The sequence below is a fragment of the Bacillus sp. FSL M8-0277 genome (assembly GCF_037975305.1).
Taxonomy (GTDB): domain Bacteria; phylum Bacillota; class Bacilli; order Bacillales; family Bacillaceae; genus Bacillus; species Bacillus pumilus.
Genome location: NZ_CP150255.1, coordinates 2594024 through 2615417, shown reverse-complemented (window position 1 = coordinate 2615417; position 21394 = coordinate 2594024). Strand labels below are relative to the sequence as shown.

20 protein-coding genes are annotated in these 21394 nt (G+C 42.1%); 16 read left to right on the top strand and 4 right to left on the bottom strand.

Annotation, left to right across the window (positions count from 1 at the left end):
• Positions 1 to 14: 14 nt before the first annotated feature.
• The 10 genes from tpx to MKZ05_RS13110 all read left to right on the top strand — a co-directional run bounded on the left by tpx (position 15) and on the right by MKZ05_RS13110 (position 10468).
• A complete protein-coding gene (gene tpx, locus MKZ05_RS13155; protein ID WP_003216787.1) occupies positions 15 to 515 on the top strand; it encodes a thiol peroxidase in 501 nt (166 codons plus the stop codon).
• A gap of 88 nt (positions 516 to 603) precedes the next feature.
• A complete protein-coding gene (locus MKZ05_RS13150; protein ID WP_003216620.1) occupies positions 604 to 1578 on the top strand; it encodes a class I SAM-dependent methyltransferase in 975 nt (324 codons plus the stop codon).
• Positions 1579 to 1807: 229 nt separating this feature from the next.
• Positions 1808 to 2992 (top strand): acetate kinase, encoded by a 1185-nt coding sequence (locus MKZ05_RS13145; RefSeq protein ID WP_003216471.1) that lies wholly within the window; start codon positions 1808 to 1810, stop codon positions 2990 to 2992.
• A 104-nt stretch (positions 2993 to 3096) separates the two neighbouring features.
• Complete coding sequence (locus MKZ05_RS13140) at positions 3097 to 3612, top strand: MogA/MoaB family molybdenum cofactor biosynthesis protein (protein ID WP_034620671.1); 516 nt, start codon at positions 3097 to 3099, stop codon at positions 3610 to 3612.
• 173 nt (positions 3613 to 3785) lie between these two features.
• Positions 3786 to 4997 (top strand): argininosuccinate synthase, encoded by a 1212-nt coding sequence (locus MKZ05_RS13135; protein WP_335353032.1) that lies wholly within the window; start codon positions 3786 to 3788, stop codon positions 4995 to 4997.
• Positions 4994 to 6367 (top strand): argininosuccinate lyase, encoded by a 1374-nt coding sequence (gene argH / locus MKZ05_RS13130; protein ID WP_339160333.1) that lies wholly within the window; start codon positions 4994 to 4996, stop codon positions 6365 to 6367. Before MKZ05_RS13135 ends, argH begins: the two co-directional genes overlap by 4 nt.
• Positions 6368 to 6485: 118 nt before the next feature.
• The gene (locus MKZ05_RS13125; protein WP_335353033.1) at positions 6486 to 7388 is read left to right on the top strand and encodes an aminoglycoside phosphotransferase family protein; all 903 of its coding nucleotides are present in this window, start codon (positions 6486 to 6488) and stop codon (positions 7386 to 7388) included.
• 106 nt (positions 7389 to 7494) lie between these two features.
• Positions 7495 to 8250 (top strand): SDR family oxidoreductase, encoded by a 756-nt coding sequence (locus tag MKZ05_RS13120; protein ID WP_050943582.1) that lies wholly within the window; start codon positions 7495 to 7497, stop codon positions 8248 to 8250.
• A 66-nt stretch (positions 8251 to 8316) separates the two neighbouring features.
• The gene (locus tag MKZ05_RS13115; RefSeq protein WP_050943583.1) at positions 8317 to 9000 is read left to right on the top strand and encodes a metal-dependent hydrolase; all 684 of its coding nucleotides are present in this window, start codon (positions 8317 to 8319) and stop codon (positions 8998 to 9000) included.
• Positions 9001 to 9145: 145 nt separating this feature from the next.
• Positions 9146 to 10468: a CBS domain-containing protein gene (locus MKZ05_RS13110; protein ID WP_003216834.1), complete on the top strand. Its 1323-nt coding sequence runs from the start codon at positions 9146 to 9148 to the stop codon at positions 10466 to 10468.
• 55 nt (positions 10469 to 10523) lie between these two features.
• On the opposite strand, the gene MKZ05_RS13105 is transcribed toward MKZ05_RS13110, so the two are convergent.
• Positions 10524 to 10826 carry a YtpI family protein gene (locus tag MKZ05_RS13105; protein WP_003216665.1) on the bottom strand — a complete coding sequence of 101 codons (303 nt, stop codon included), beginning with the start codon at positions 10824 to 10826 and terminating at the stop codon, positions 10524 to 10526.
• 147 nt (positions 10827 to 10973) lie between these two features.
• Between MKZ05_RS13105 and MKZ05_RS13100 the strand changes: the two genes are divergently transcribed.
• Positions 10974 to 11915: a bifunctional oligoribonuclease/PAP phosphatase NrnA gene (locus MKZ05_RS13100; RefSeq protein WP_044139298.1), complete on the top strand. Its 942-nt coding sequence runs from the start codon at positions 10974 to 10976 to the stop codon at positions 11913 to 11915.
• A 49-nt stretch (positions 11916 to 11964) separates the two neighbouring features.
• Here MKZ05_RS13100 and MKZ05_RS13095 read toward each other — a convergent pair whose 3' ends face one another.
• From MKZ05_RS13095 to MKZ05_RS13085, 3 genes are all read right to left on the bottom strand, one after another.
• Positions 11965 to 12150, bottom strand: coding sequence for a hypothetical protein (locus MKZ05_RS13095; RefSeq protein WP_003216400.1), 186 nt, complete (start codon positions 12148 to 12150; stop codon positions 11965 to 11967).
• 109 nt (positions 12151 to 12259) lie between these two features.
• Complete coding sequence (ytrI, locus tag MKZ05_RS13090) at positions 12260 to 12763, bottom strand: sporulation membrane protein YtrI (RefSeq protein WP_003216226.1); 504 nt, start codon at positions 12761 to 12763, stop codon at positions 12260 to 12262.
• Positions 12760 to 13101, bottom strand: coding sequence for a YtrH family sporulation protein (locus MKZ05_RS13085; protein WP_034661856.1), 342 nt, complete (start codon positions 13099 to 13101; stop codon positions 12760 to 12762). Before MKZ05_RS13085 ends, ytrI begins: the two co-directional genes overlap by 4 nt.
• 137 nt (positions 13102 to 13238) lie before the next feature.
• Between MKZ05_RS13085 and dnaE the strand changes: the two genes are divergently transcribed.
• The 5 genes from dnaE to pfkA all read left to right on the top strand — a co-directional run bounded on the left by dnaE (position 13239) and on the right by pfkA (position 21392).
• Positions 13239 to 16574, top strand: coding sequence for a DNA polymerase III subunit alpha (dnaE, locus tag MKZ05_RS13080; protein WP_335353034.1), 3336 nt, complete (start codon positions 13239 to 13241; stop codon positions 16572 to 16574).
• 141 nt (positions 16575 to 16715) lie between these two features.
• Positions 16716 to 17948, top strand: coding sequence for a malic enzyme-like NAD(P)-binding protein (locus MKZ05_RS13075; RefSeq protein ID WP_335353035.1), 1233 nt, complete (start codon positions 16716 to 16718; stop codon positions 17946 to 17948).
• 304 nt (positions 17949 to 18252) lie between these two features.
• Positions 18253 to 19128: an acetyl-CoA carboxylase, carboxyltransferase subunit beta gene (gene accD / locus MKZ05_RS13070; protein WP_034661853.1), complete on the top strand. Its 876-nt coding sequence runs from the start codon at positions 18253 to 18255 to the stop codon at positions 19126 to 19128.
• A complete protein-coding gene (accA, locus tag MKZ05_RS13065; RefSeq protein ID WP_003216264.1) occupies positions 19113 to 20090 on the top strand; it encodes an acetyl-CoA carboxylase carboxyl transferase subunit alpha in 978 nt (325 codons plus the stop codon). The genes accD and accA overlap by 16 nt, the downstream gene beginning before the upstream one ends.
• Positions 20091 to 20432: 342 nt before the next feature.
• Complete coding sequence (pfkA, locus tag MKZ05_RS13060) at positions 20433 to 21392, top strand: 6-phosphofructokinase (RefSeq protein ID WP_012010865.1); 960 nt, start codon at positions 20433 to 20435, stop codon at positions 21390 to 21392.
• The last annotated feature ends 2 nt before the right edge of the window (positions 21393 to 21394 follow it).

Below are 21394 nucleotides of genomic sequence, written 5' to 3'. Positions count from 1 at the left end.
AGGGAGGAATTGTTTTGGCATCGATCACATTTAAAGGGAGTTCTGTCACGCTTGTAGGAAATGAAGTAAAAGTAGGCGAGCAGGCTCCGGATTTCACGGTATTAACGAACTCACTAGGGGAAGTTTCACTTTCTGATTTAACAGGAAAAGTGACGATCATCTCAGTGATTCCTTCTATTGATACAGGTGTGTGTGACGCACAAACAAGACGTTTCAATGAAGAGGCAGCCGGTTTAGGTCCGGTCAATATCTATACAATTAGTGCAGACCTTCCATTTGCACAAGCACGCTGGTGCGGAGCAAACGGAATTGAAAATGTCGAAACATTATCTGATCACAGAGATATGTCATTTGGTGAAGCATTCGGTGTGTATATGAAAGAATTGCGTTTATTGGCGCGTGCAGTTTTCGTATTAGACCCTAATGGGAAAGTGGTTTACACTGAATACGTAAGCGAAGCAACGAATCACCCAAATTATGAAAAAGCCATTGAAGCTGCAAAATCACTGTTATAAAAGCAGCATCGACAAGAGCTCCGGCTTCATACTGGGGCTCTTTTCAATGAGAACATATAGCTTTTAACAAAGCGAGGAGAGAAAAGCATTGCAGAAAGATCAAGTAAGTACGATTTTCGAGCTGCTCGATACAGCTTCTATTCGATTAAAAAAGGACCAAAGCATTTCCTATATTGAGGCATTAGCTGAAGCAGGAGAAGCCTTTTTCCAAGCAAATGATCGAGACGGTTTACTAAAGGATTTAATAGAGAAAGCAGATTTTGCCTCTTATGATCATGAGCAGATTCGTAAAGCGTTTCAGCTCGCCGTATTGAAAGGACAAAAGGATATTTCCCATCCAAATCGTCAGATGACACCAGATACGATCGGGCTGTTTGTCAGCTACTTGGTGAATAAATTTTTAGAAGGACAAAAAGAGCTAGTTGTCTTTGATCCAGCAGCAGGAACAGGGAACTTACTGCTTGCTGTCTTAAATAATCTCACTGCAGAAACAAAGCGCGGCTTTGCGTCTGAAATTGATGATGTCCTCATTAAAATTGCATGGGCACAGGCGAACTTGGAAGAGAAGGAAGTCGAGCTTTTCCATCAAGACAGTCTTGAGCCGCTTTTGATCTCTCCAGTAGATGTCACTGTATGCAGTCTGCCAGTTGGTTATTATCCAAATGATGAGCGTGCAGCAGACTATGAATTAAAGGCAAAAGAAGGACATGCCTTTGCGCATTATTTATTTATTGAACAAAGCCTTCGTTATACAAAAGAAGGCGGCTTCTTGTTCTTCATCATTCCAAACGATTTGTTTGAAGGAAAAGAAAGCGTGCAATTAAAGGACTTTATCAAAGATCATGCATATATGAATGCATTAATTCAGCTGCCGGTCTCCATGTTCAAGGACAAAAAGCACGCCAAAAGCTTGTTTGTGATGCAAAAGAAAAAGGAAGGGCTCGAAGCACCAAAACGGATGCTGTTTGCCAATCTACCGTCTTTCTCACAAAAAGAATCAATGTTGGGTGTAATGAGAAAATTAGACCAATGGTTTATAGAAGAAAAAGAAACGAAAGAATAGCCAGAGTGATGTCTGGCTTTTTTATTATTCAGAAAATATCGACTTATCGATGTAAGCGATAACAGTTCGAAGGTGCACTTGAAATGCAAAGTTTTCAATGTTTAAATGAAAAAGTCAGATATTTTTCGGACTTATCGTTAAACTATAAAAGACCCGTCATACAGGTTGAATATAGCACCGGAAAAAACGTGAAACCTTATATAACAACTGAGTAAAAGGAGCGACAAGAATGTCTAAAATTATTGCAATCAACGCAGGAAGCTCATCTCTTAAATTCCAATTGTTCGACATGCCAGAAGAAACCGTTTTAACAAAAGGTCTTGTTGAAAGAATCGGAATGGACAACAGTATCTTCACGATTTCTGTAGATGGAGAAAAGAAAACAGAAGTCACAGATATTCCAGATCATGCAGTAGCGGTTAAAATGCTACTTGAAAAACTAATTGAATTTAACATCATCAAAGACTTTAATGAAATTGATGGCGTAGGACACCGTGTTGTTCACGGTGGAGAGAAATTCAGCGACTCTGTTCTTTTAACTGATGAAGTCATCAATGACATTGATCAGCTTTCAGAGCTAGCACCACTGCACAACCCTGCAAACGTTGTAGGAATCAAAGCATTCAAACAAATTCTGCCTGACGTACCAGCGATTGCTGTGTTCGATACAGCTTTCCACCAAACAATGCCAGAGCAGTCTTACCTATACAGCCTTCCGTACGACTACTACAAAAACTTTGGTATTCGTAAATACGGATTCCACGGGACAAGCCATAAGTTCGTAACAGAGCGTGCATCAGAGCTATTAGGCCGTCCTCTTGAAGAGCTTCGTCTGATCTCTTGTCACCTTGGAAATGGTGCGAGTATCGCAGCAGTTGAAGGCGGAAGATCAATCGATACTTCAATGGGCTTCACGCCGCTTGCGGGTGTTGCAATGGGAACACGTTCAGGTAACATTGACCCTGCCCTTATTCCATTTATTATGGAGAAAACAGGACATACAGCTGAAGAAGTACTTTCAACTTTGAATAAGAAGAGTGGTCTTTTAGGTGTGTCTGGTCTATCAAGTGACCTTCGTGATATTGAAGAAGCAACAGAAGAAGGAAACGACCGTGCAGAAGTAGCTCTTGATATTTTTGCAAGCCGTATTCATAAATATATCGGTTCTTATGCAGCGAGAATGAATGGCGTAGATGCGATCATCTTCACAGCTGGAATCGGTGAAAACAGTTCAGAAGTAAGAGCACGTGTCCTTCGTGGTCTAGAATTCATGGGCGTTTACTGGGATCCTTCTCTTAACAACATGAGAGGCGAAGAAGCATTCATCAGCTACCCGCACTCTCCTGTAAAAGTGATCGTTATTCCAACGAACGAAGAAGTCATGATTGCAAGAGACGTTATGCGCTTAGCGTAATTAAAATGAAGAAGCTCTTTTCCAATAAGGAAAAGAGCTTTTTTCTGTTAAAAGCAGCATGCTATAATGTTGTCCAATACGAAGCAAAAGGGAGCGGTGCGAAAATGGGCGTGACAGAACATAAACGTGAGGCGAAAGCGAGGCTTTATGTGAAAGTCATTACGGTCAGTGATACAAGAACGAAAGAAACAGATAAAAGCGGCCGTCTGATGATTGATTTGCTTAAAGAACAGGGACATCTCATTCTTGCATATGATATTGTAAAAGATGACATTGGAGCGATCCAAGACGCTGTGCTAGAGGGAACAAGCGAACCCAAAATAGATGCCGTCTTGTTAAACGGAGGCACAGGAATTGCCGCAAGGGATGTCACCATTGAAGCGATCACCCCGCTTTTCTCCAAGGAGCTGCCTGGCTTTGGCGAAATTTTCCGCATGCTAAGCTATACAGAAGACATCGGTTCAGCCGCTATGTTGTCCCGGGCAGCGGCAGGGGTCGTCAATCAAAAAGCCGTCTTTGCCACACCAGGCTCTACTGGAGCTGTTCGTTTAGCCATGACAAAACTCATCATTCCAGAGCTTCCTCACGTCTTACGAGAGCTTGAAAAGGATCAAAAATAGCCCAAAATGACTCTGCCAAGAAAATTTGGCGGAGTTTTTTTCATAAAGGGGTTGAAAAAACAATTTTTCCTTGTTACAGTGTATACATACTAAATGCATGTTTATAAATTAAAACTTATTTTTATGCAAAAAACATTCACAGAATCAAAACAAGTGAGAGGAGCTTTTCAATCATGTCACAAAATAAAAAAGTCGTATTAGCATATTCCGGAGGTCTTGATACCTCTGTTGCAGTTAAATGGTTACAAGAGCAAGGATACGAAGTCGTCGCTTGCTGCCTAGACGTAGGTGAAGGAAAAGACTTAGCATTCGTTCAACAAAAAGCACTTCAAGTCGGAGCGGTTCAGTCTTACATGATTGACGCAAAAGAAGAATTCGCAGAGGAATTTGCACTAACTGCCTTACAAGCACACACGATGTATGAAGGGAAATATCCGCTTGTATCTGCATTATCTCGTCCACTTATTGCAAAAAAACTAGTGGAAGTCGCAGAGAAAGAAAATGCAGTAGCGGTTGCGCACGGATGTACTGGAAAAGGAAACGACCAAGTCCGTTTTGAAGTATCCATTAAAGCGTTGAATCCAGACCTAGAAGTTCTTGCACCAGTGCGTGAGTGGAAATGGTCTCGTGATGAAGAAATCGATTATGCACAAAAACATGGTATTCCAATTCCGATTAACTTAGACAGCCCATATTCAATCGACCAAAACCTTTGGGGCAGAAGTAACGAGTGCGGCATTTTAGAAGATCCTTGGGCTGCACCGCCAGAAGGAGCGTATGATTTAACGACGCCACTTGAAAAAACACCTGACACACCTGAAATCATTGAAATCACGTTTGAAAAAGGAAAACCAACAGCTATTGATGGTATTCAGTATTCCTTATCAGATCTTATTCTTCATTTAAATGAAGTCGCTGGTCAGCATGGGGTTGGCAGAATCGACCACGTTGAAAACCGTCTTGTAGGCATTAAATCTCGTGAAGTGTACGAATGCCCAGGTGCTGTCACACTTCTAAAAGCACATAAAGAGCTTGAAGACTTAACGCTAGTGAAGGAAGTCGCACACTTTAAGCCAATCGTTGAACAAAAAATGGCTGAATTAATATACAACGGATTATGGTTCTCACCTCTTAAAGGAGCACTAGATGCTTTCTTACAACAAACACAACAGAACGTAACAGGTGTTGTACGTGTAAAACTATTTAAAGGCCATGCCATTGTTGAAGGACGTAAATCACCATATTCACTTTATGATGAAAATTTAGCAACTTACACAAAAGCAGATGAATTCGATCATGATGCAGCGGTAGGATTTATTAACCTTTGGGGCTTACCAACAAAAGTGAACAGCATCGTGAATAAAAAGGAGCAGGTTAAAGCATGAAAAAGCTTTGGGGAGGCCGATTTCAAAAAACACCAGAAAAATGGGTCGATGAGTTTGGCGCGTCCATTCATTTCGACAAACAATTAGTCAAAGAAGATCTGACCGGCTCCCTTGCTCATGCAAGTATGCTGAATACATGCGGTATCCTGGGCGATGACGAGGCCGCTGCCATTAAAGATGGACTGAATACGCTCATGAAAAAGGCAGAGGCAAATGAACTCGAATTCTCAGTGGATTATGAGGACATCCATTTAAACCTTGAAAAAATGCTCATTGATGAGATTGGTCCGCTTGGCGGCAAATTGCATACAGCGAGAAGCCGGAATGATCAGGTTGCCACTGATATGCATTTATATTTGAATAACCAAGTAGAGCATATCATTGAACTGATCTCTTCCTTTCAAACAGTGCTTGTGGAAAAAGCAGAACAGCACGTTGAAACGATTTTTCCAGGTTATACGCACTTACAGCGTGCACAGCCTATTTCCTTTGCGCATCATATGCTCGCCTATTTCTGGATGCTAGAGCGTGACAAAGCGCGTTTTCAAGATTCTTTGAAACGAATTAACGTGTCTCCACTCGGATGCGGAGCGCTAGCAGGAACGACATTCCCAATTGATCGTGAATATACAGCTGAGCTGCTTGGTTTTGCTCATATTTACGAAAACAGCCTTGATGGCGTAAGTGATCGGGATTTCATTTTAGAGTTCTTGTCTAACAGCAGCCTTGTCATGATGCATCTCTCACGTCTTTGTGAGGAAATCATTTTATGGTGCTCTCAAGAATTCAAATTCATTGAGCTTGATGACACATATGCAACAGGGAGCAGCATGATGCCGCAAAAGAAAAACCCGGATATGGCAGAATTGATCCGCGGGAAAACAGGCCGTGTGTATGGCAACCTGATGGGGCTTCTCACCATTATGAAAGGCTTGCCGCTTACGTATAACAAAGACCTGCAAGAAGATAAAGAAGGCATGTTTGATACAGTGAAAACCATCGCTGGCAGCCTGCAAATCTTCACAGGCATGATTCAAACAATGACAGTGAACGAAGATGTCATGAAAAAAGCAACGAAAGAAGATTTCTCAAATGCGACCGAAGTGGCAGACTACCTTGCGAAAAAAGGCATGCCATTCCGTGAAGCACACGAAATCGTTGGCAAGCTCGTGTATACATGCATTCAAAAAGGCATCTACTTAAGTGATCTTCCGTTTGAGACATTTACAGAAGCGAGCGATCTTTTTGAAGAAGACATTTACACCGTTCTTGATCCTTATGTTGCTGTTGAAAAAAGAACAAGCGCAGGTGGAACTGGATTTAAACAAATTCAGCTCGCTTTAGAAAAAGCAAAAGCCTGCCTAGCATAACTGACCAAAACCATTCGTTTATACGGATGGTTTTTTGTAATGGAACAAGGAAATTGATCATCATTAGAGAAGTTGAAAGCATACCAGTGCCAAGCTAAAGAGGGAGTGACAGCAGTCCATGAAGAAAACGCTTCAGGCTTTGTTTGACCAGCCCATCGCCTCAGTTAAGACGTTAGGAGAACAGTACGACGGACGGGCCAATGATGTGTGGCTGATCTCCTTACAAGACAAAACGGAATATGTGGTGAAATCTCCTAAAATGACAAAAGCAGAAAGTGAATTTGTATATGGGATCAACATGATCTATGGGGTCAATGCCGATATGGGACAAGAGCATCTCGATCAAATCAATGAAAAGCTGGCTCTGACGAATTCCTTTCATATTCCGGAAGTTGTTCGTAAAGTGAAGATGGCGGGGAGACATTATGATGTCATGGAAAAAGTAGAAGGAACACCTTTAACATCTTTTAAGGGACGTTCATCAGATTTCTATTTGGATTACGGGAGGAAACTAGCACATCTTCATTCACATCGAACTCACTCCTTCGGTACTATATACGGAGCAGAAAAGAGACATTTGAGTGAATTCCATGCTCTTTTAAAAAGGGCTGTGTCTAAACTTATAAGCCGCTATTACGCTGATCAGCCTGAATTTCAGTGCTATGGAGAAATGGTGCAGCAAAAGCTAGACCACCTCAGTCCTCCTGATTCAGCCAGTCTCATTTTAATTGATTTAGATCCGTCGCAATATATTGAAAAGTATGATCAAGTGACGAGTCTAGTTGATACGGAATACGTCGTATTTGGACCAGCTGCGTTTGATTTTATTGCATTGGAATACCTTTTGACGAAAGAAGCTGCACACGATGTTCAGTTGGGCTATGAAGAGATTTGCCCGCTTCCTCGCCAGCTTTATGAGGTGAGAGAATGCTACCGTTTTGTTTCGCTGCTTCTTGATATTCATGGCTCGTGGGATATCCAAAAGTGGATGAATCATCCTTCATTTTTTCATTCTAAATAGAAATAGCAGAAAGGGTTCATAAGTGCGCCAGATGCTGGTTTATAGTAAAGTAAAGATAACAAAAGAAACACATGAACTTGCAACCTTTGTTTTAGGAGGAGATTGTGTGCGACACGCATTAATAACAGCGGGTTCTAAGGGACTTGGCAGGAAAGTCACCGAGTCTTTACTGAATATGGGGTATTCTGTGACAGTAAATTATCGAAGTGATGATGAAGCTGTGCGCCAGATGAAAGAAGAATTGCAGCAATATGAAGAGAAGCTTCAATTTGTCCAAGGTGACGTGACAAACAAAGAAGATTTAAAAAATATGGTCGAGCTGGCAGCCGAGCGATTTGGGCGGATCGATGCCTTGATTAACAATGCCGGACCTTATATTTTTGAACGAAAAAAACTAGCGGATTATTCCGAAGATGAATGGTATCAAATGATGGAAGGCAACCTATCTGCTGTGTTCCATTTGTTCCGTATGGTCATCCCAATGATGAGAAAGCAAAGCTTCGGCCGAATTGTCACATATGGCTTTCAAGGCGCAGACCATGCGCCGGGATGGATGCACAGATCAGCCTTCGGAGCAGCAAAAGTGGGGCTGGCGTCACTGACGAAAACCATTGCGATTGAAGAAGCCGAAAATGGCATCACAGCCAATATGGTTTGTCCAGGCAAAATCGTTGGAGACATGAAAGAATCGACAATAGAAGAAGCGCGCCAGATGAAAGACGATGAAACGCCGATTGGCAGGTCTGGTACTGGAGAAGATATCGGGCGCATCATTTCCTTTTTATGCGATGACCGCTCTGATCTGATTACAGGAACCGTTATTGAAGCAACAGGTGGTCTTAACGTCATTCACAGACATTAAGTTTTTCAGTTTTTTATACAGGGAATAGATGAAATGAGATCAAATTCGAAAGGTGGATATACTCACATGAAAGCTACATATCACGGACATTCAGTCGTACACATTGAAACAAACGGATACCATATTTGGATTGATCCATTTTTAAATGGAAATAAGCACACAGATATCAAACCGCAAGATGTCAAAGCGGATGTCATTTTGCTCACGCACGGGCATGGAGATCACATCGGTGACACCATTGAAATCGCCAAAAACAATGATGCGCTCGTTATTGCGCCATTCGAGCTTGCCACTTATTTAAGCTGGCAAGGGGTGAAAACGCACCCGCTTTCGATTGGAGGCGGACGTGAGTTTGAATTTGGTAAAGTGAAGCTCACTCAAGCGTTCCATGGTTCTGCTATCATTGATGAAGATGCCAAAACGATTACGTATACAGGCATGCCATCAGGTATTCTATTTACCGCAGAGGGCAAAACGATTTATCATGCCGGAGACACTGCACTCTTTTCAGATATGAAGCTGATCGGTGAGCTGAATCATATTGAGCTTGCATTCCTTCCGATCGGTGATAACTTCACGATGGGACCGGACGATGCAAGAATCGCAGCCGAATGGCTTCGGGCGAAGCAAGTCGTGCCAATTCACTACAGCACATTCCCGCCGATTGAGCAGGACCCACATGCATTTGCAGACAGCCTCCATGGCGGCGTCGGTCATGTGTTAAACAGCGGAGAATCGATCGAGATTTAATCAACATAGCAAAAGGTCGGCACTCAAATGCCGGCTTTTTTGTTTACATGTATCGCGCTGAAAAAAGACAAATTGCTATTAAAAGCCTCCTGCCCTTATAATGAAAGTTAGATGAAAACGCTGAAAACAAAAAGGGTGAACGGGATTGGCGACAAAGCATGAACAAATTTTATCGTATATTGATTCATTAGAAGTCGGAGAGAAAATTTCTGTCCGGCGTATTGCGAAAGAAATGAAAGTGAGTGAAGGGACCGCTTACCGGGCCATCAAGGATGCTGAAAATAAAGGATTCGTCAGTACCATTGAACGAGTTGGTACCATTCGAATTGAACAGAAGAAAAAAGAAAATATTGAAAAACTGACATATGCAGAAGTGGTCAATGTGATTGACGGACAGGTGCTTGGAGGACGAGCGGGCTTACATAAAACATTAAACAAATTTGTCATCGGAGCGATGGAGCTTGATGCGATGATGCGCTATACGGCAGCTGGAAACCTGCTAATTGTCGGAAACCGGATCAATGCCCACAGACAAGCATTAGAGGCAGGAGCAGCTGTGCTGGTCACGGGCGGCTTCTCAACAGATGATGAAATCATTCAGCTCGCAGATGAGCTTGAGCTGCCGATCTTATCGACAAGCTACGATACATTTACCGTAGCAGCTCTCATTAACCGGGCCATTTATGACCAACTCATAAAAAAAGAGATTGTGCTTGTGGAAGATATTTTAACGCCGATAGAACGAACAGTGTATTTATCACCAGAGGATAAGCTTGAAAAATGGTATGAAAAGAACTATGAAACTGGCCACGGACGCTTTCCGGTCGCAGACGACCAAATGAAAATTCACGGCATTCTCACCTCAAAGGATATCGCGGGGCATGACCGCTCCACACCGATTGAAAAGGTCATGACGAAAAACCCACTGACAGTCATTGGAAAAACCTCTGTCGCTTCTGCTGCTCAAATGATGGTATGGGAAGGCATTGAGGTGCTGCCTGTTGTAGATGATTATGCGAAACTGATTGGAATGATCAGTCGTCAGGACGTGCTGAAGGCGCTTCAAATGATTCAAAAGCAGCCGCAGGTCGGAGAAAAACTGGATGATGTTGTCTCAAGAGGGTTTAAAGAGACCGATACAGAAAAACCAAAGGCAGATGCCGTGTATCAATATGAGGTCACACCACAAATGACAAACCAGCTTGGAAACATTTCATATGGCGTGTTCACGCAAATTTTAATTGAATCCGCCAACCGCTTCTTAAAGTCTCATAAAAAAGGGGAGCTGATTGTCGAAAGTCTCTCTGTCTACTTCTTAAAACCGGTTCAAATGGAATCCACGATACAGATCAAGCCAAATATTTTAGAAGTAGGACGCAAGTTTGGAAAGCTGGAAGTGGAAGTTTATCATCAATCGAATATCGTCGGTAAAGCGATGCTGATGGTGCAGCTCATGGAGAGAGGATAATCTGCTGAAAAAGACAAAGGGCTAAAATAAACATCATTTTAGCCCTTCTCTCTTATTATGCGTGATCTTTTTCGCCTTCCTTTAAAAAGAGCGGAAGGTAATGCTTGTAGGCTTTATATCCAGCCCACGTACTGCCGATACCGACAGCAACAAAAATAAATCCAATGACAAATGCGAGTGACGAGCGGTTTAAAAATAATTGATTCACACCGAAGAGCAGGACAAAGCAGCCAAGTGCCATACTGGATTTCGCCGACCAGAATTTCTTTTCGACTGGGCGGTTCGTACGTACATTCTTTGCTTTGTAGTATAAATAAAACATGGCAGAACAAATAATAAACACAATCAAAACAAGCATGTGCCAAGCCTCCATTGTAAGTGGTTACAACCCTATTTTAAACGTAAATAGGCTTGCTTACTAGAATAAATTGTCTATTTCTCACTTTTCCGTCAGGATAGATTATGATTTAATAATAAAAAGAGTATCGGATAAGAAGGAGTTTTTATGAAAAAAGAACTGATTAGAACCATATCATTATATGACACCATCATCATTCATAGACATGTAAGACCAGATCCTGATGCGTATGGATCGCAGTGCGGCCTTACGGAAATCTTGCGTGCCACCTATCCAGAAAAAAATATTTATGCGACAGGAACCCCGGAGCCAACCCTTTCATTTTTGTATGAACTTGATGAGGTGCCGGATGACGTGTACAAAGATGCCCTTGTCATTGTCTGTGATACAGCCAATCAAGCAAGAATTGACGATCAGCGCTATTCAATGGGTGACAAGCTGATGAAAATTGATCATCATCCAAATGAAGATCCTTATGGTGATTTGCTTTGGGTAGATACAGAGGCAAGCTCTGTGAGCGAGATGATTTATGAATTGTATTTAGAGGGGAAAGAAGAAGGATATCAGCTGAATACAAAGGCGGCAGAACTCATTTATGCCGGCATTGTAGGAGACACAGGCCGCTTCCTTTTCCCAAACACGACGAAAAAGACGCTCAAATATGCTGGAGAACTGATTGAATATCCATTTTCATCTTCAGACCTTTTCAATCAATTGTATGAGACGGATCTCAATGTCGTGAAATTAAATGGCTATATTTTTCAACATATTTCTTTGTCAGAGAATGGGGTCGCTTCTGTTTTCATTAAGCAGGATATTTTGGAATCGTTCCAAACGACAGCGCAGCAAGCCTCACAGCTTGTTGGAACACTTGGAAATATTGCAGGGATTAAGGCATGGGTCTTTTTTGTGGAAGAAAATGATCAGATTCGTGTTAGATTCCGTTCGAAAGGCGTCGTCATTAATACCATTGCGAAAAAATATCATGGCGGCGGCCACCCGCTTGCAGCTGGTGCGTCTATTTATGATTGGGCCGTGGCAGATGAGATTTTGCGTGATTTAGAAGAAGTATGTAAATCATCATCATGAGAGAGGGGGCTTCAAGTCCCCTCTCTCTTTTTTTGTCATGAGAAAAGGGTTACTTGCATACAGGGATAAACCAGCAGCCGATGTCAGTTGAATCTTCATAGGCTTGGAGATTTTGATGTTTTAATTCTTTTTTAATTAAATGAGCCATCATTTCTGTCTCAGCATAAGCACACATGCCGTCCTTGATCCGGCTTGCTTTGTCTCGTGCCATTTGACGATAGCTATAAACCTCCATTGTCCTCACCTCTTTCTGTTTTAGATCTCGTTCTACTTTTAGTGTATAAAAATTAAGGGGGAAAAGCGATCATTGAGGGCAGAAATTCATAAAAATTCCACATGATCATTTATTCAGCAAATGAAATGCGCACTTCAAGTGAAAGCTTTGTATAAATTGTCAGCTCTGTCACTTTGGCGCGGTATGCCTTTTCCCGAATGGTATATTCTTTGTTTTCGACCGTGCGTTTTAATAATTCCTTTGTTTTATAGACACTTTCAATATCCTTTGTAATAACCTCTGAGATATCCTCCTTGACCTGATCTTCAAATTTTAGCGTATCTGGCTCTGGGATTTTATATTGCTCACGATTGACGAGATGGACATCTACGCTTTGGATCAGCAGCCGCTTCTTATTATCCTCATTTAACTTATGCAAATCTTCCCGATAGAGTGTGATTTGTTCTTTCAGACTGTCCATATGGTGCTGCTGGCTTCTCAGCAGTGTCACCTGCTTTTCCTGAAAGGTTCCGTATGTAAAGAGGAAAATGAGCCAGCTCACAATCGCGCCAAACATCATCCCCGCAAAAAAACGCTGCCAGCCTGGACGTTTGTACAGCTCCGGCACCCTCATGATGACACATGCTCCTGTGTGAGCCACGTGATAATAAGATAACCCGTTTGCGCACCGCCCATGGCAGAGACAATTAATAAAATCTGCTTGAAAATATCACGCGTGTTCCCTTCAAAAATACCTCTTTCAAAGCTATAAACAGCATCAAACGTTCCGCCGATAGCTGCGACAAGCGCCCAAATCTTTAAACGGTTGGCAAGACTTGTAATAATGGATAAAGGCGGCTGACCGGACAAATAAGCACCAACACCGCCTATAATGGCACCACCCAAAATGACCCCAAGTGCAATAAAATAACAGCTAATAAAATTTGGAATAAAAGCTTCCTTCACATCCATTTTGTCCACCTCACTCTATTCAATATATGGTGCGTGCGGGACAAGTATGAACGGACAGAAAAGAAAGAACATTTGTTTCTCATCGCATCGCGTTTTATAATGAAAGAATGACTTTAGACGAAAGGAGTGGATTAAGCATGTCTTATGTTCATCTTCAGGTCCACAGTGGATACAGCTTATTAAGCAGTGCAGCAAAAGTAAAGGAGCTCGTGCTGAAAGCGAAAGAACTTGGCTGCAAGGCGCTCGCTCTTACCGATGACCATGTGATGTATGGAACGGTTGAATTTTATAAGGAATGTAAAAAACATGGCATCAAGCCTGTCATCGGTTTAACAGCTTCTGTCTTCATAGATGAACAAGAGACAGAGGCTTATCCCTTGGTACTCCTTGCCAAAAACAATGAAGGCTACCAAAATTTGATCAAGATCAGCAGTGTGCTGAAATCAAAATCAAAAGCTGGACTGAAAGAGAAATGGCTGAAAAGCTACCACCGCGGGCTCATTGCCATCACACCAGGCGTTTCTGGTTACATTGAAACGCTGCTTCAGCAGGATCAGCTAGAAGAAGCGCATGATGCGGCGAAACAATTGAAACATATTTTCGGTGAGGGACATGTATACATCGCACTTCAGCCATTTCAGCAAGACGAATCGCTTGCCCGTAAACTGAGGGATGTCTCAAAAAGTGCGGACATTCCTCTTGTTGCGACAGGAGATGTCCACTACATCAACATGGAAGACAAAACGGCCTATACGTGTTTAAAGGCTATTAAAGCAGGGCAGCAGCTGCCTGAGGTTGAGGAAGACCGAGCAGAAAAGCATTTCAGAACCTTTGAAGAAATGAAGGAATGGTATACGCAGGATACGGAGCTGCTATCAAGAACGGTGGAGATCGCAGACCGCTGTGAAGTCGATTTAAATCTTGGGCAGACAAAACTCCCATCCTATCCGACCCCTGATCAATCAACAGCAGATCAGTTTTTACGCAAAGTGTGTGTAGAAGGGATGAAGCAAAGAAAGATTGCTTCAAATGACGCGTATGTGAAAAGACTTGAGTACGAACTGAGCATTATCCAAAAAATGAATTTCAGTGATTATTTTCTCATCGTGTGGGATTTTATGAAGTATGCCCATGACCAAGGCATTGTCACAGGGCCGGGCCGTGGATCGGCAGCAGGTTCACTTGTTGCATATGTTTTGTTTATTACAGATGTTGATCCGCTCCGTCACGGTCTGTTATTTGAGCGTTTTTTAAATCCTGAGCGAATCAGTATGCCTGATATTGATATTGATTTCCCCGATACGAGAAGAGATGAAATCATTTCTTATGTAAAAGACAAATACGGAGACATGCATGTGGCGCAAATTGTCACGTTTGGAACCCTTGCAGCAAAAGCAGCCTTAAGAGATGTCGGACGTGTGATGGGGATTGATTCAAAGGCAGCGGACCGTCTCGCAAAGCTGATTCCATCAAAGCCAGGAACGACGCTGAAAGAAGCGCTAGCTGCATCTCCTGAATTAAAAACAATGCTCCAGCAGTCCGAAGAGCTCAGGCAAGTCTTTCAAACTGCTTTAAAGGTAGAAGGCTTGCCAAGACATACCTCGACACATGCAGCCGGCGTTGTGCTGAGCGAGGAGCCGCTGACAGAGATTGTTCCTATTCAAGACGGCCATGATGGTGTGTATTTAACGCAGTATGCGATGAATTATTTAGAAGATCTCGGGCTTTTAAAGATGGATTTCTTAGGACTAAGGAACTTAACCTTAATTGAATCCATTAAAAACCAGATTGAAAGACAGGAAAACGTCCACATTAACTTTAGTGACATTTCATATGAAGATCAGAAAACATTTGAATTGTTATCAGCGGGAGATACAACTGGGATTTTCCAGCTTGAATCACAAGGGATGCGTCAGGTGCTGAGACGCCTTAAGCCCTCTAGTTTAGAAGACATCGTGGCAGTCAATGCCCTCTATCGCCCAGGTCCAATGGAGAATATCCCGCTTTTTATCGATCGAAAGCACGGCAGAGTCAAGGTCTCTTACCCGCATCCTGATTTGTATGACATTTTAAAAGACACATATGGGGTCATCGTCTATCAGGAGCAAATTATGCTGATTGCAGCGAAGATGGCAGGCTTTCAGCTTGGCGAGGCAGATCTATTAAGAAGAGCTGTTTCGAAGAAGGATAAAAAGGTCCTTGATGAAGAGCGGAGCCATTTTGTTGAAGGATGCCTAAAAAAGGAGTATCCTGTTAACATTGCAAATGACGTTTATGACTTAATCGTCAAATTTGCAAACTATGGTTTTAATAGAAGCCATGCTGTTGCATATAGCATGATTGGCTTTCAGCTTGCTTACTTAAAAGCGCATTATCCGTTATATTTTATGTGCGGACTTTTAACGAGTGTGATTGGAAATGAAGACAAAGTCGCTCAATATTTCTATGAGGCAAAGGAAAAAGGGATATCTGTGTTGAAGCCTTCTATTAATAAGAGTGAATTTCCATTTACGGTTGAAAAAGGGGAGATCCGCTACAGCTTAAGAGCGATCAAAAATGTCGGAGTGTCAGCTGTAAAGGATATATACAGGGCAAGACAGGAAAAGCCGTTTGAAGATTTATTTGATTTTTGCGCAAGAGTATCAGCAAAGAGTGTCAACCGAAAAACGATTGAAGCGCTCATTTTTTCAGGGGCGATGGATGAGCTTTATCCAAATCGTGCTTCGTTATTGGCATCAATAGATATTGCATTAGACCACGTGTCATTTTTAAATCCAGATGATCAGCTCGACTTTCTGGGGGATACAACCTTCTCCATTAAGCCAAAATATGCGGAGATAGAAGAATTGCCGCTTGTCGATCTCCTGCAATTTGAAAAAGAGGCACTTGGACTATATTTATCAAATCATCCTGTACAAGCGTACCGAGATCGCTTAAGAGAGAATGGTGCAGTGGACATCATCAGACTTTCTTCCTATATAAAGCGAAAGGTCTCAATGGGTGGTCTTTTGACAAAAGTGAAATCGATTCGAACAAAAAATGGACAATCGATGGCATTTATCACATTTGGGGATGAAACGGGAGAAATGGAAGGCGTCGTCTTTCCAGAGCAATTTAGAAAGCTGTCCCCCTTACTTGAGGAGGGCGCCATGCTTTATGTTGAAGGCAGAATAGATGTCAGAAATGACAGCAGCCAGATCATCGTGCAAGAAGCCGTTCTGCTTGAAGAGATGGGCACACAAAGAAAAGAGTCTGTCTACATTCGAGTGAAAGAAGAAAATCATACGCAGGAGCTGCTAGAGCAAGTAAAGCGGGTGATCTCGATGCACAGCGGAGAAGCAGATGTTTATTTGTATTATGAGAAGCAAAAAAAGACAGTGAGACTTCCAGATGCATACAAAGTTCATGCAGATCATGCTGTCATTTTCCAGTTAAAAGAGCTGCTCGGTGAACAAAACGTTGTGATTAAATGATGACAAATCGCCTGAATATGTTTTACAAATTCACCTATTGTGTTATCATTTTAAAGATTCTGTGTATTTAAAACTGCCAGTATGTGCTTATCAACTTAGCAATTCATTAAATCATTTTCCACTTGAAGGAGTGTTCATCACATGTCATTAAGAGAAGAAGCATTACATATGCACAAAGAGAATCAAGGCAAACTTGAATCAAAATCAAAAGTACAAGTGAAAAATGCGAAAGACTTGAGCTTGGCTTACTCACCTGGTGTTGCAGAACCATGTAAAGATATTTATGACGACACAAGCAAAGTGTATGATTATACAATGAAAGGCAACATGGTCGCTGTTGTCACAGACGGAAGTGCTGTTTTAGGGCTTGGAAATATTGGTGCAGAAGCATCTCTTCCAGTCATGGAAGGAAAAGCTGTATTATTCAAAAGCTTCGCTGGCGTTGATGCCTTCCCAATCGCGCTTGCGACAAACGATGTAGACAAAATCGTTGAAACAGTAAAGCTTCTTGAGCCAACGTTTGGCGGTGTCAACCTTGAAGATATTGCAGCTCCAAACTGCTTTATTATCGAAGAGCGCTTGAAAAAAGAGACAAACATTCCAGTGTTCCACGATGATCAGCACGGAACAGCGATTGTGACAGTAGCTGGACTTGTAAATGCACTGAAACTGTCTGGAAAATCAATGTCCTCTATCAAAGTGGTGGCAAACGGCGCTGGAGCAGCGGGAATTGCGATTATCAAGCTTCTATATCATTTCGGTGTACGTGATATCATCATGTGTGATACAAAAGGCGCAATTTACGAAGGCCGCCCGAACGGTATGAATGCAGTGAAAAGCGAAGTGGCTAAATTCACGAACCAAGACCGTAAAGAAGGTTCATTAGAAGAAGTGATTGAAGGCGCTGACGTCTTCATTGGGGTTTCAGCAGCAGGCGCTCTAACAAAAGAAATGGTTGGCAAAATGGCAAAAGATCCTGTCATCTTCGCAATGGCGAATCCTAATCCAGAGATCATGCCAGAAGATGCACATGCAGCAGGCGCAAGTGTTGTAGGAACTGGCCGTTCTGACTTCCCGAACCAAGTAAACAACGTACTGGCATTCCCAGGAATTTTCCGCGGAGCACTAGATGTACGTGCAACCCACATTAACGAAGAAATGAAAATTGCAGCCGTTGAAGCAATTGCTTCTCTTGTTTCAGATGATAAATTGTCAGCTGAATACGTCATCCCTGAACCATTTGATGCACGTGTAGCACCAGCGGTAGCAAAAGCAGTAGCAAAAGCAGCAATGGAAACTGGCGTTGCAAGAATCAAAGTCGACCCAGAAGAAGTTGCTGAAAAAACAAGAAAATTAACGATTATCGGCGAATAATCAATTGGAAAAGTGTGCACGTTCTTTCTGAAATTGGAGGAAAGACGTGCACCATTTCCTCTCATACGCGAAAATTTTTTCATCCGGAATGATATTTTTTTGTAGACGTTCACAATTCACATATATCAACTGCTCAGCGCCCCAAACACATACTCATTTCTCATCAATTCCCCACTGAAAAAATTGAATGAAGGATGACAGCGTTTGACAAAAAAAGTACAATAGTTTCGGTACAGTTATGACATGTCCTATAATAGTGGATGTGCGTGTAAAGAAAAAACCCTTCAAAAAGGGAGGTAGTCATTTGTCAATCAAAAATATTTTCAGTAAAAAGAAAAAATATGCATCTGTACCCTCTGAACAGGCAAGTCAAGATGTGCCTGAAGGCATCATGACCAAATGTCCGCAATGTAAAAAAATAATGCTCACCAAAGAACTAGATAAAAATTTACGTGTTTGCATGAATTGCGGTAGACATTTGCAAATGAATGCAAAACAGCGTATTGACAGCCTTGTTGACGAAGGCACATTTGAAGAATTTAACGGGCACCTGATCTCAGAAAACCCGCTCGGATTCCCAGGCTACGAAGAAAAGCTTGAGAAAGACAGAGAAAAAACGTCTTTGAATGAAGCCATTGTCACAGGTCAAGGTGAAATTGAAGGCCAGCGTGCTGTGATCGCTGTCATGGATGCCACATTCCGTATGGGCAGCATGGGCTCAGTTGTTGGTGAAAAGATCACACTTGCGATCGAGAAAGCAAAAGCGGACAAGGTGCCATTTATCATCTTTACTGCATCTGGCGGAGCGAGAATGCAAGAGGGGATCCTCAGTCTTATGCAAATGGCAAAAACAAGCTCAGCATTAAAGCTGTTCAGCGAGGATCAAGGTTTGATTATCTCTGTGATGACGAACCCAACAACTGGCGGTGTATCAGCTAGTTTCGCGTCTCTTGGTGATTACAACTTTGCAGAACCTGGTGCTTTAATTGGGTTTGCAGGTCGTAGAATCATTGAACAAACCATTCGTGAAGACCTGCCAGAGGACTTCCAAACGGCTGAATTTTTAATGAAGCATGGTCAATTGGATGCTGTCATTCATCGTGCAGAGATGAAAGAAACACTAGGCCGAATCTTAGCATTACACAGCACAGGAGGTGAACGAGAGTGGCTGGAGAACTAGAATTTGAAAAACCTGTCATTGAACTTCGAGCGAAAATTGATGAACTGAAAAAGTTCACACAAAACTCAGAAATGGATTTAAGTGCAGAAATTGAGCGTCTTGAAACACGTCTGAGCAAACTTGAAGCAGACATTTATACAAATTTAAAACCGTGGGACAGAGTACAGATTGCTCGTCATGCGATGCGCCCAACAACTCTCGATTACATTCAAGAGCTGTTTGACAACTTTTTCGAGTGTCACGGTGACCGTTTTTATGGCGATGATGAAGCGATCGTTGGAGGAATTGCCACGTTTAAAGGGCTTCCTGTCACGGTGATTGGCCATCAGCGCGGTAAAGATACAAAAGAAAACTTGCGCCGTAATTTCGGAATGCCTCATCCAGAAGGCTACCGTAAAGCGCTGCGCTTGATGAAACAAGCAGATAAATTTAATCGCCCGATCATTTGCTTTATTGATACAAAAGGAGCTTATCCTGGTAAAGCAGCTGAAGAACGCGGGCAAAGTGAAGCAATTGCGAAAAACCTATTCGAAATGGCAGGACTTCGTGTACCGGTTGTCTGTATTGTCATTGGAGAAGGCGGAAGTGGCGGCGCACTAGGCTTAGGCGTAGGAAACCACCTATACATGCTAGAGAATTCAACGTATTCAGTGATTTCACCTGAAGGTGCAGCAGCACTGCTCTGGAAGGACTCATCACTTGCGAAAAAAGCTGCAGAATCAATGAAAATTACGGCTCCAGACCTAAAAGAATTAGATATTATAGATGATGTTATTAAAGAAGTGCAAGGTGGAGCACACCGAGACGTGAAACAACAAGCAGCCTACATTGAAAAAACATTAAAACAGTCACTTACATCTTTGCTCAAACTAACACCTGAAGAACTAGTCGAACAAAGATATCAAAAATACAAAGCAATCGGGAAAGTATCGGTTGAAAATCAATATATTGGGGTAAACTAAATAAACGTACAGCCTTTTTGGCTGGCGTTTATTTTTTTTCATCCTTTTTCATGAAAACCGACTTCATGTAAGCGCTATTTGAAAATAATTTTCTTTTGTTTTCATAAAGTTTGAAACGTCTGAAAACCCTGATACGGTGGGCTTTAGAAGGCTGGATCTTCCTCGCTTTTGAAAGAATTGCTTTCATGACTTTCTTAACTTTTGTTTAAAAACGGTTTATTTAATTGTATAATAAGTACGGTTTTAGAAATACGTATTGAAAACATCTGGTTTTGCTCATGATTGTTTTCAAGCAGTGGAAATGGTATGTTTAATTCATATATGGTCTCTGAGGTGAAAAAGATGAAGCGTATAGGAGTTTTAACGAGCGGTGGGGATTCCCCAGGAATGAATGCAGCTGTGCGCGCAGTTGTAAGGAAAGCGATTTACCATAATGTTGAAGTTTACGGTATTTATAATGGATATTCAGGTCTAATTAACGGTAAAATTGAGAAACTTGAAATAGGTTCAGTTGGCGATATCATTCATCGTGGAGGAACAAAACTTTACACGGCAAGATGCCCTGAATTCAAGACAGTTGAAGGTCGTGAAAAAGGCATTGAGAACTTAAAAAAATTCGGTATTGAAGGACTTGTTGTGATTGGCGGAGACGGTTCATTCATGGGAGCGAAGAAATTAACTGAGCTCGGTTTTCCATGTGTAGGTGTCCCGGGTACAATTGACAACGATATCCCAGGTACTGATTTCACTATTGGCTTTGATACAGCACTGAATACAGTCATTGACGCCATTGATAAAATTCGTGATACAGCCACATCTCATGAACGTACATACGTAGTGGAAGTAATGGGAAGACATGCTGGTGATATTGCTCTTTGGTCAGGTCTTGCAGGCGGAGCCGAATCTATTTTGATTCCTGAAGCAGACTATGACATGGATGAAATTATCGCGAGATTAAGAAGAGGGCACGAGCGCGGCAAGAAGCACAGTATCATCATCGTCGCAGAAGGCGTAGGCAGCGGTGTTGAATTTGGTAAGCGGATTGAAGAGGAGACAAGCCTTGAAACCCGTGTATCTGTCTTAGGACATATTCAGCGCGGAGGTTCTCCAAGCGCATTTGACCGAGTACTCGCAAGCCGTTTAGGAGCATACGCAGTAGAACTTCTTCTTGAAGGAAAAGGCGGACGCTGTGTGGGTATTCAAAGCAACGAACTCGTTCACCACGATATTTTAGATATCTTAGATAAAAAACATACAGTCGATCAAAATATGTACCGACTTTCACAAGAGCTCTCTATATAAAA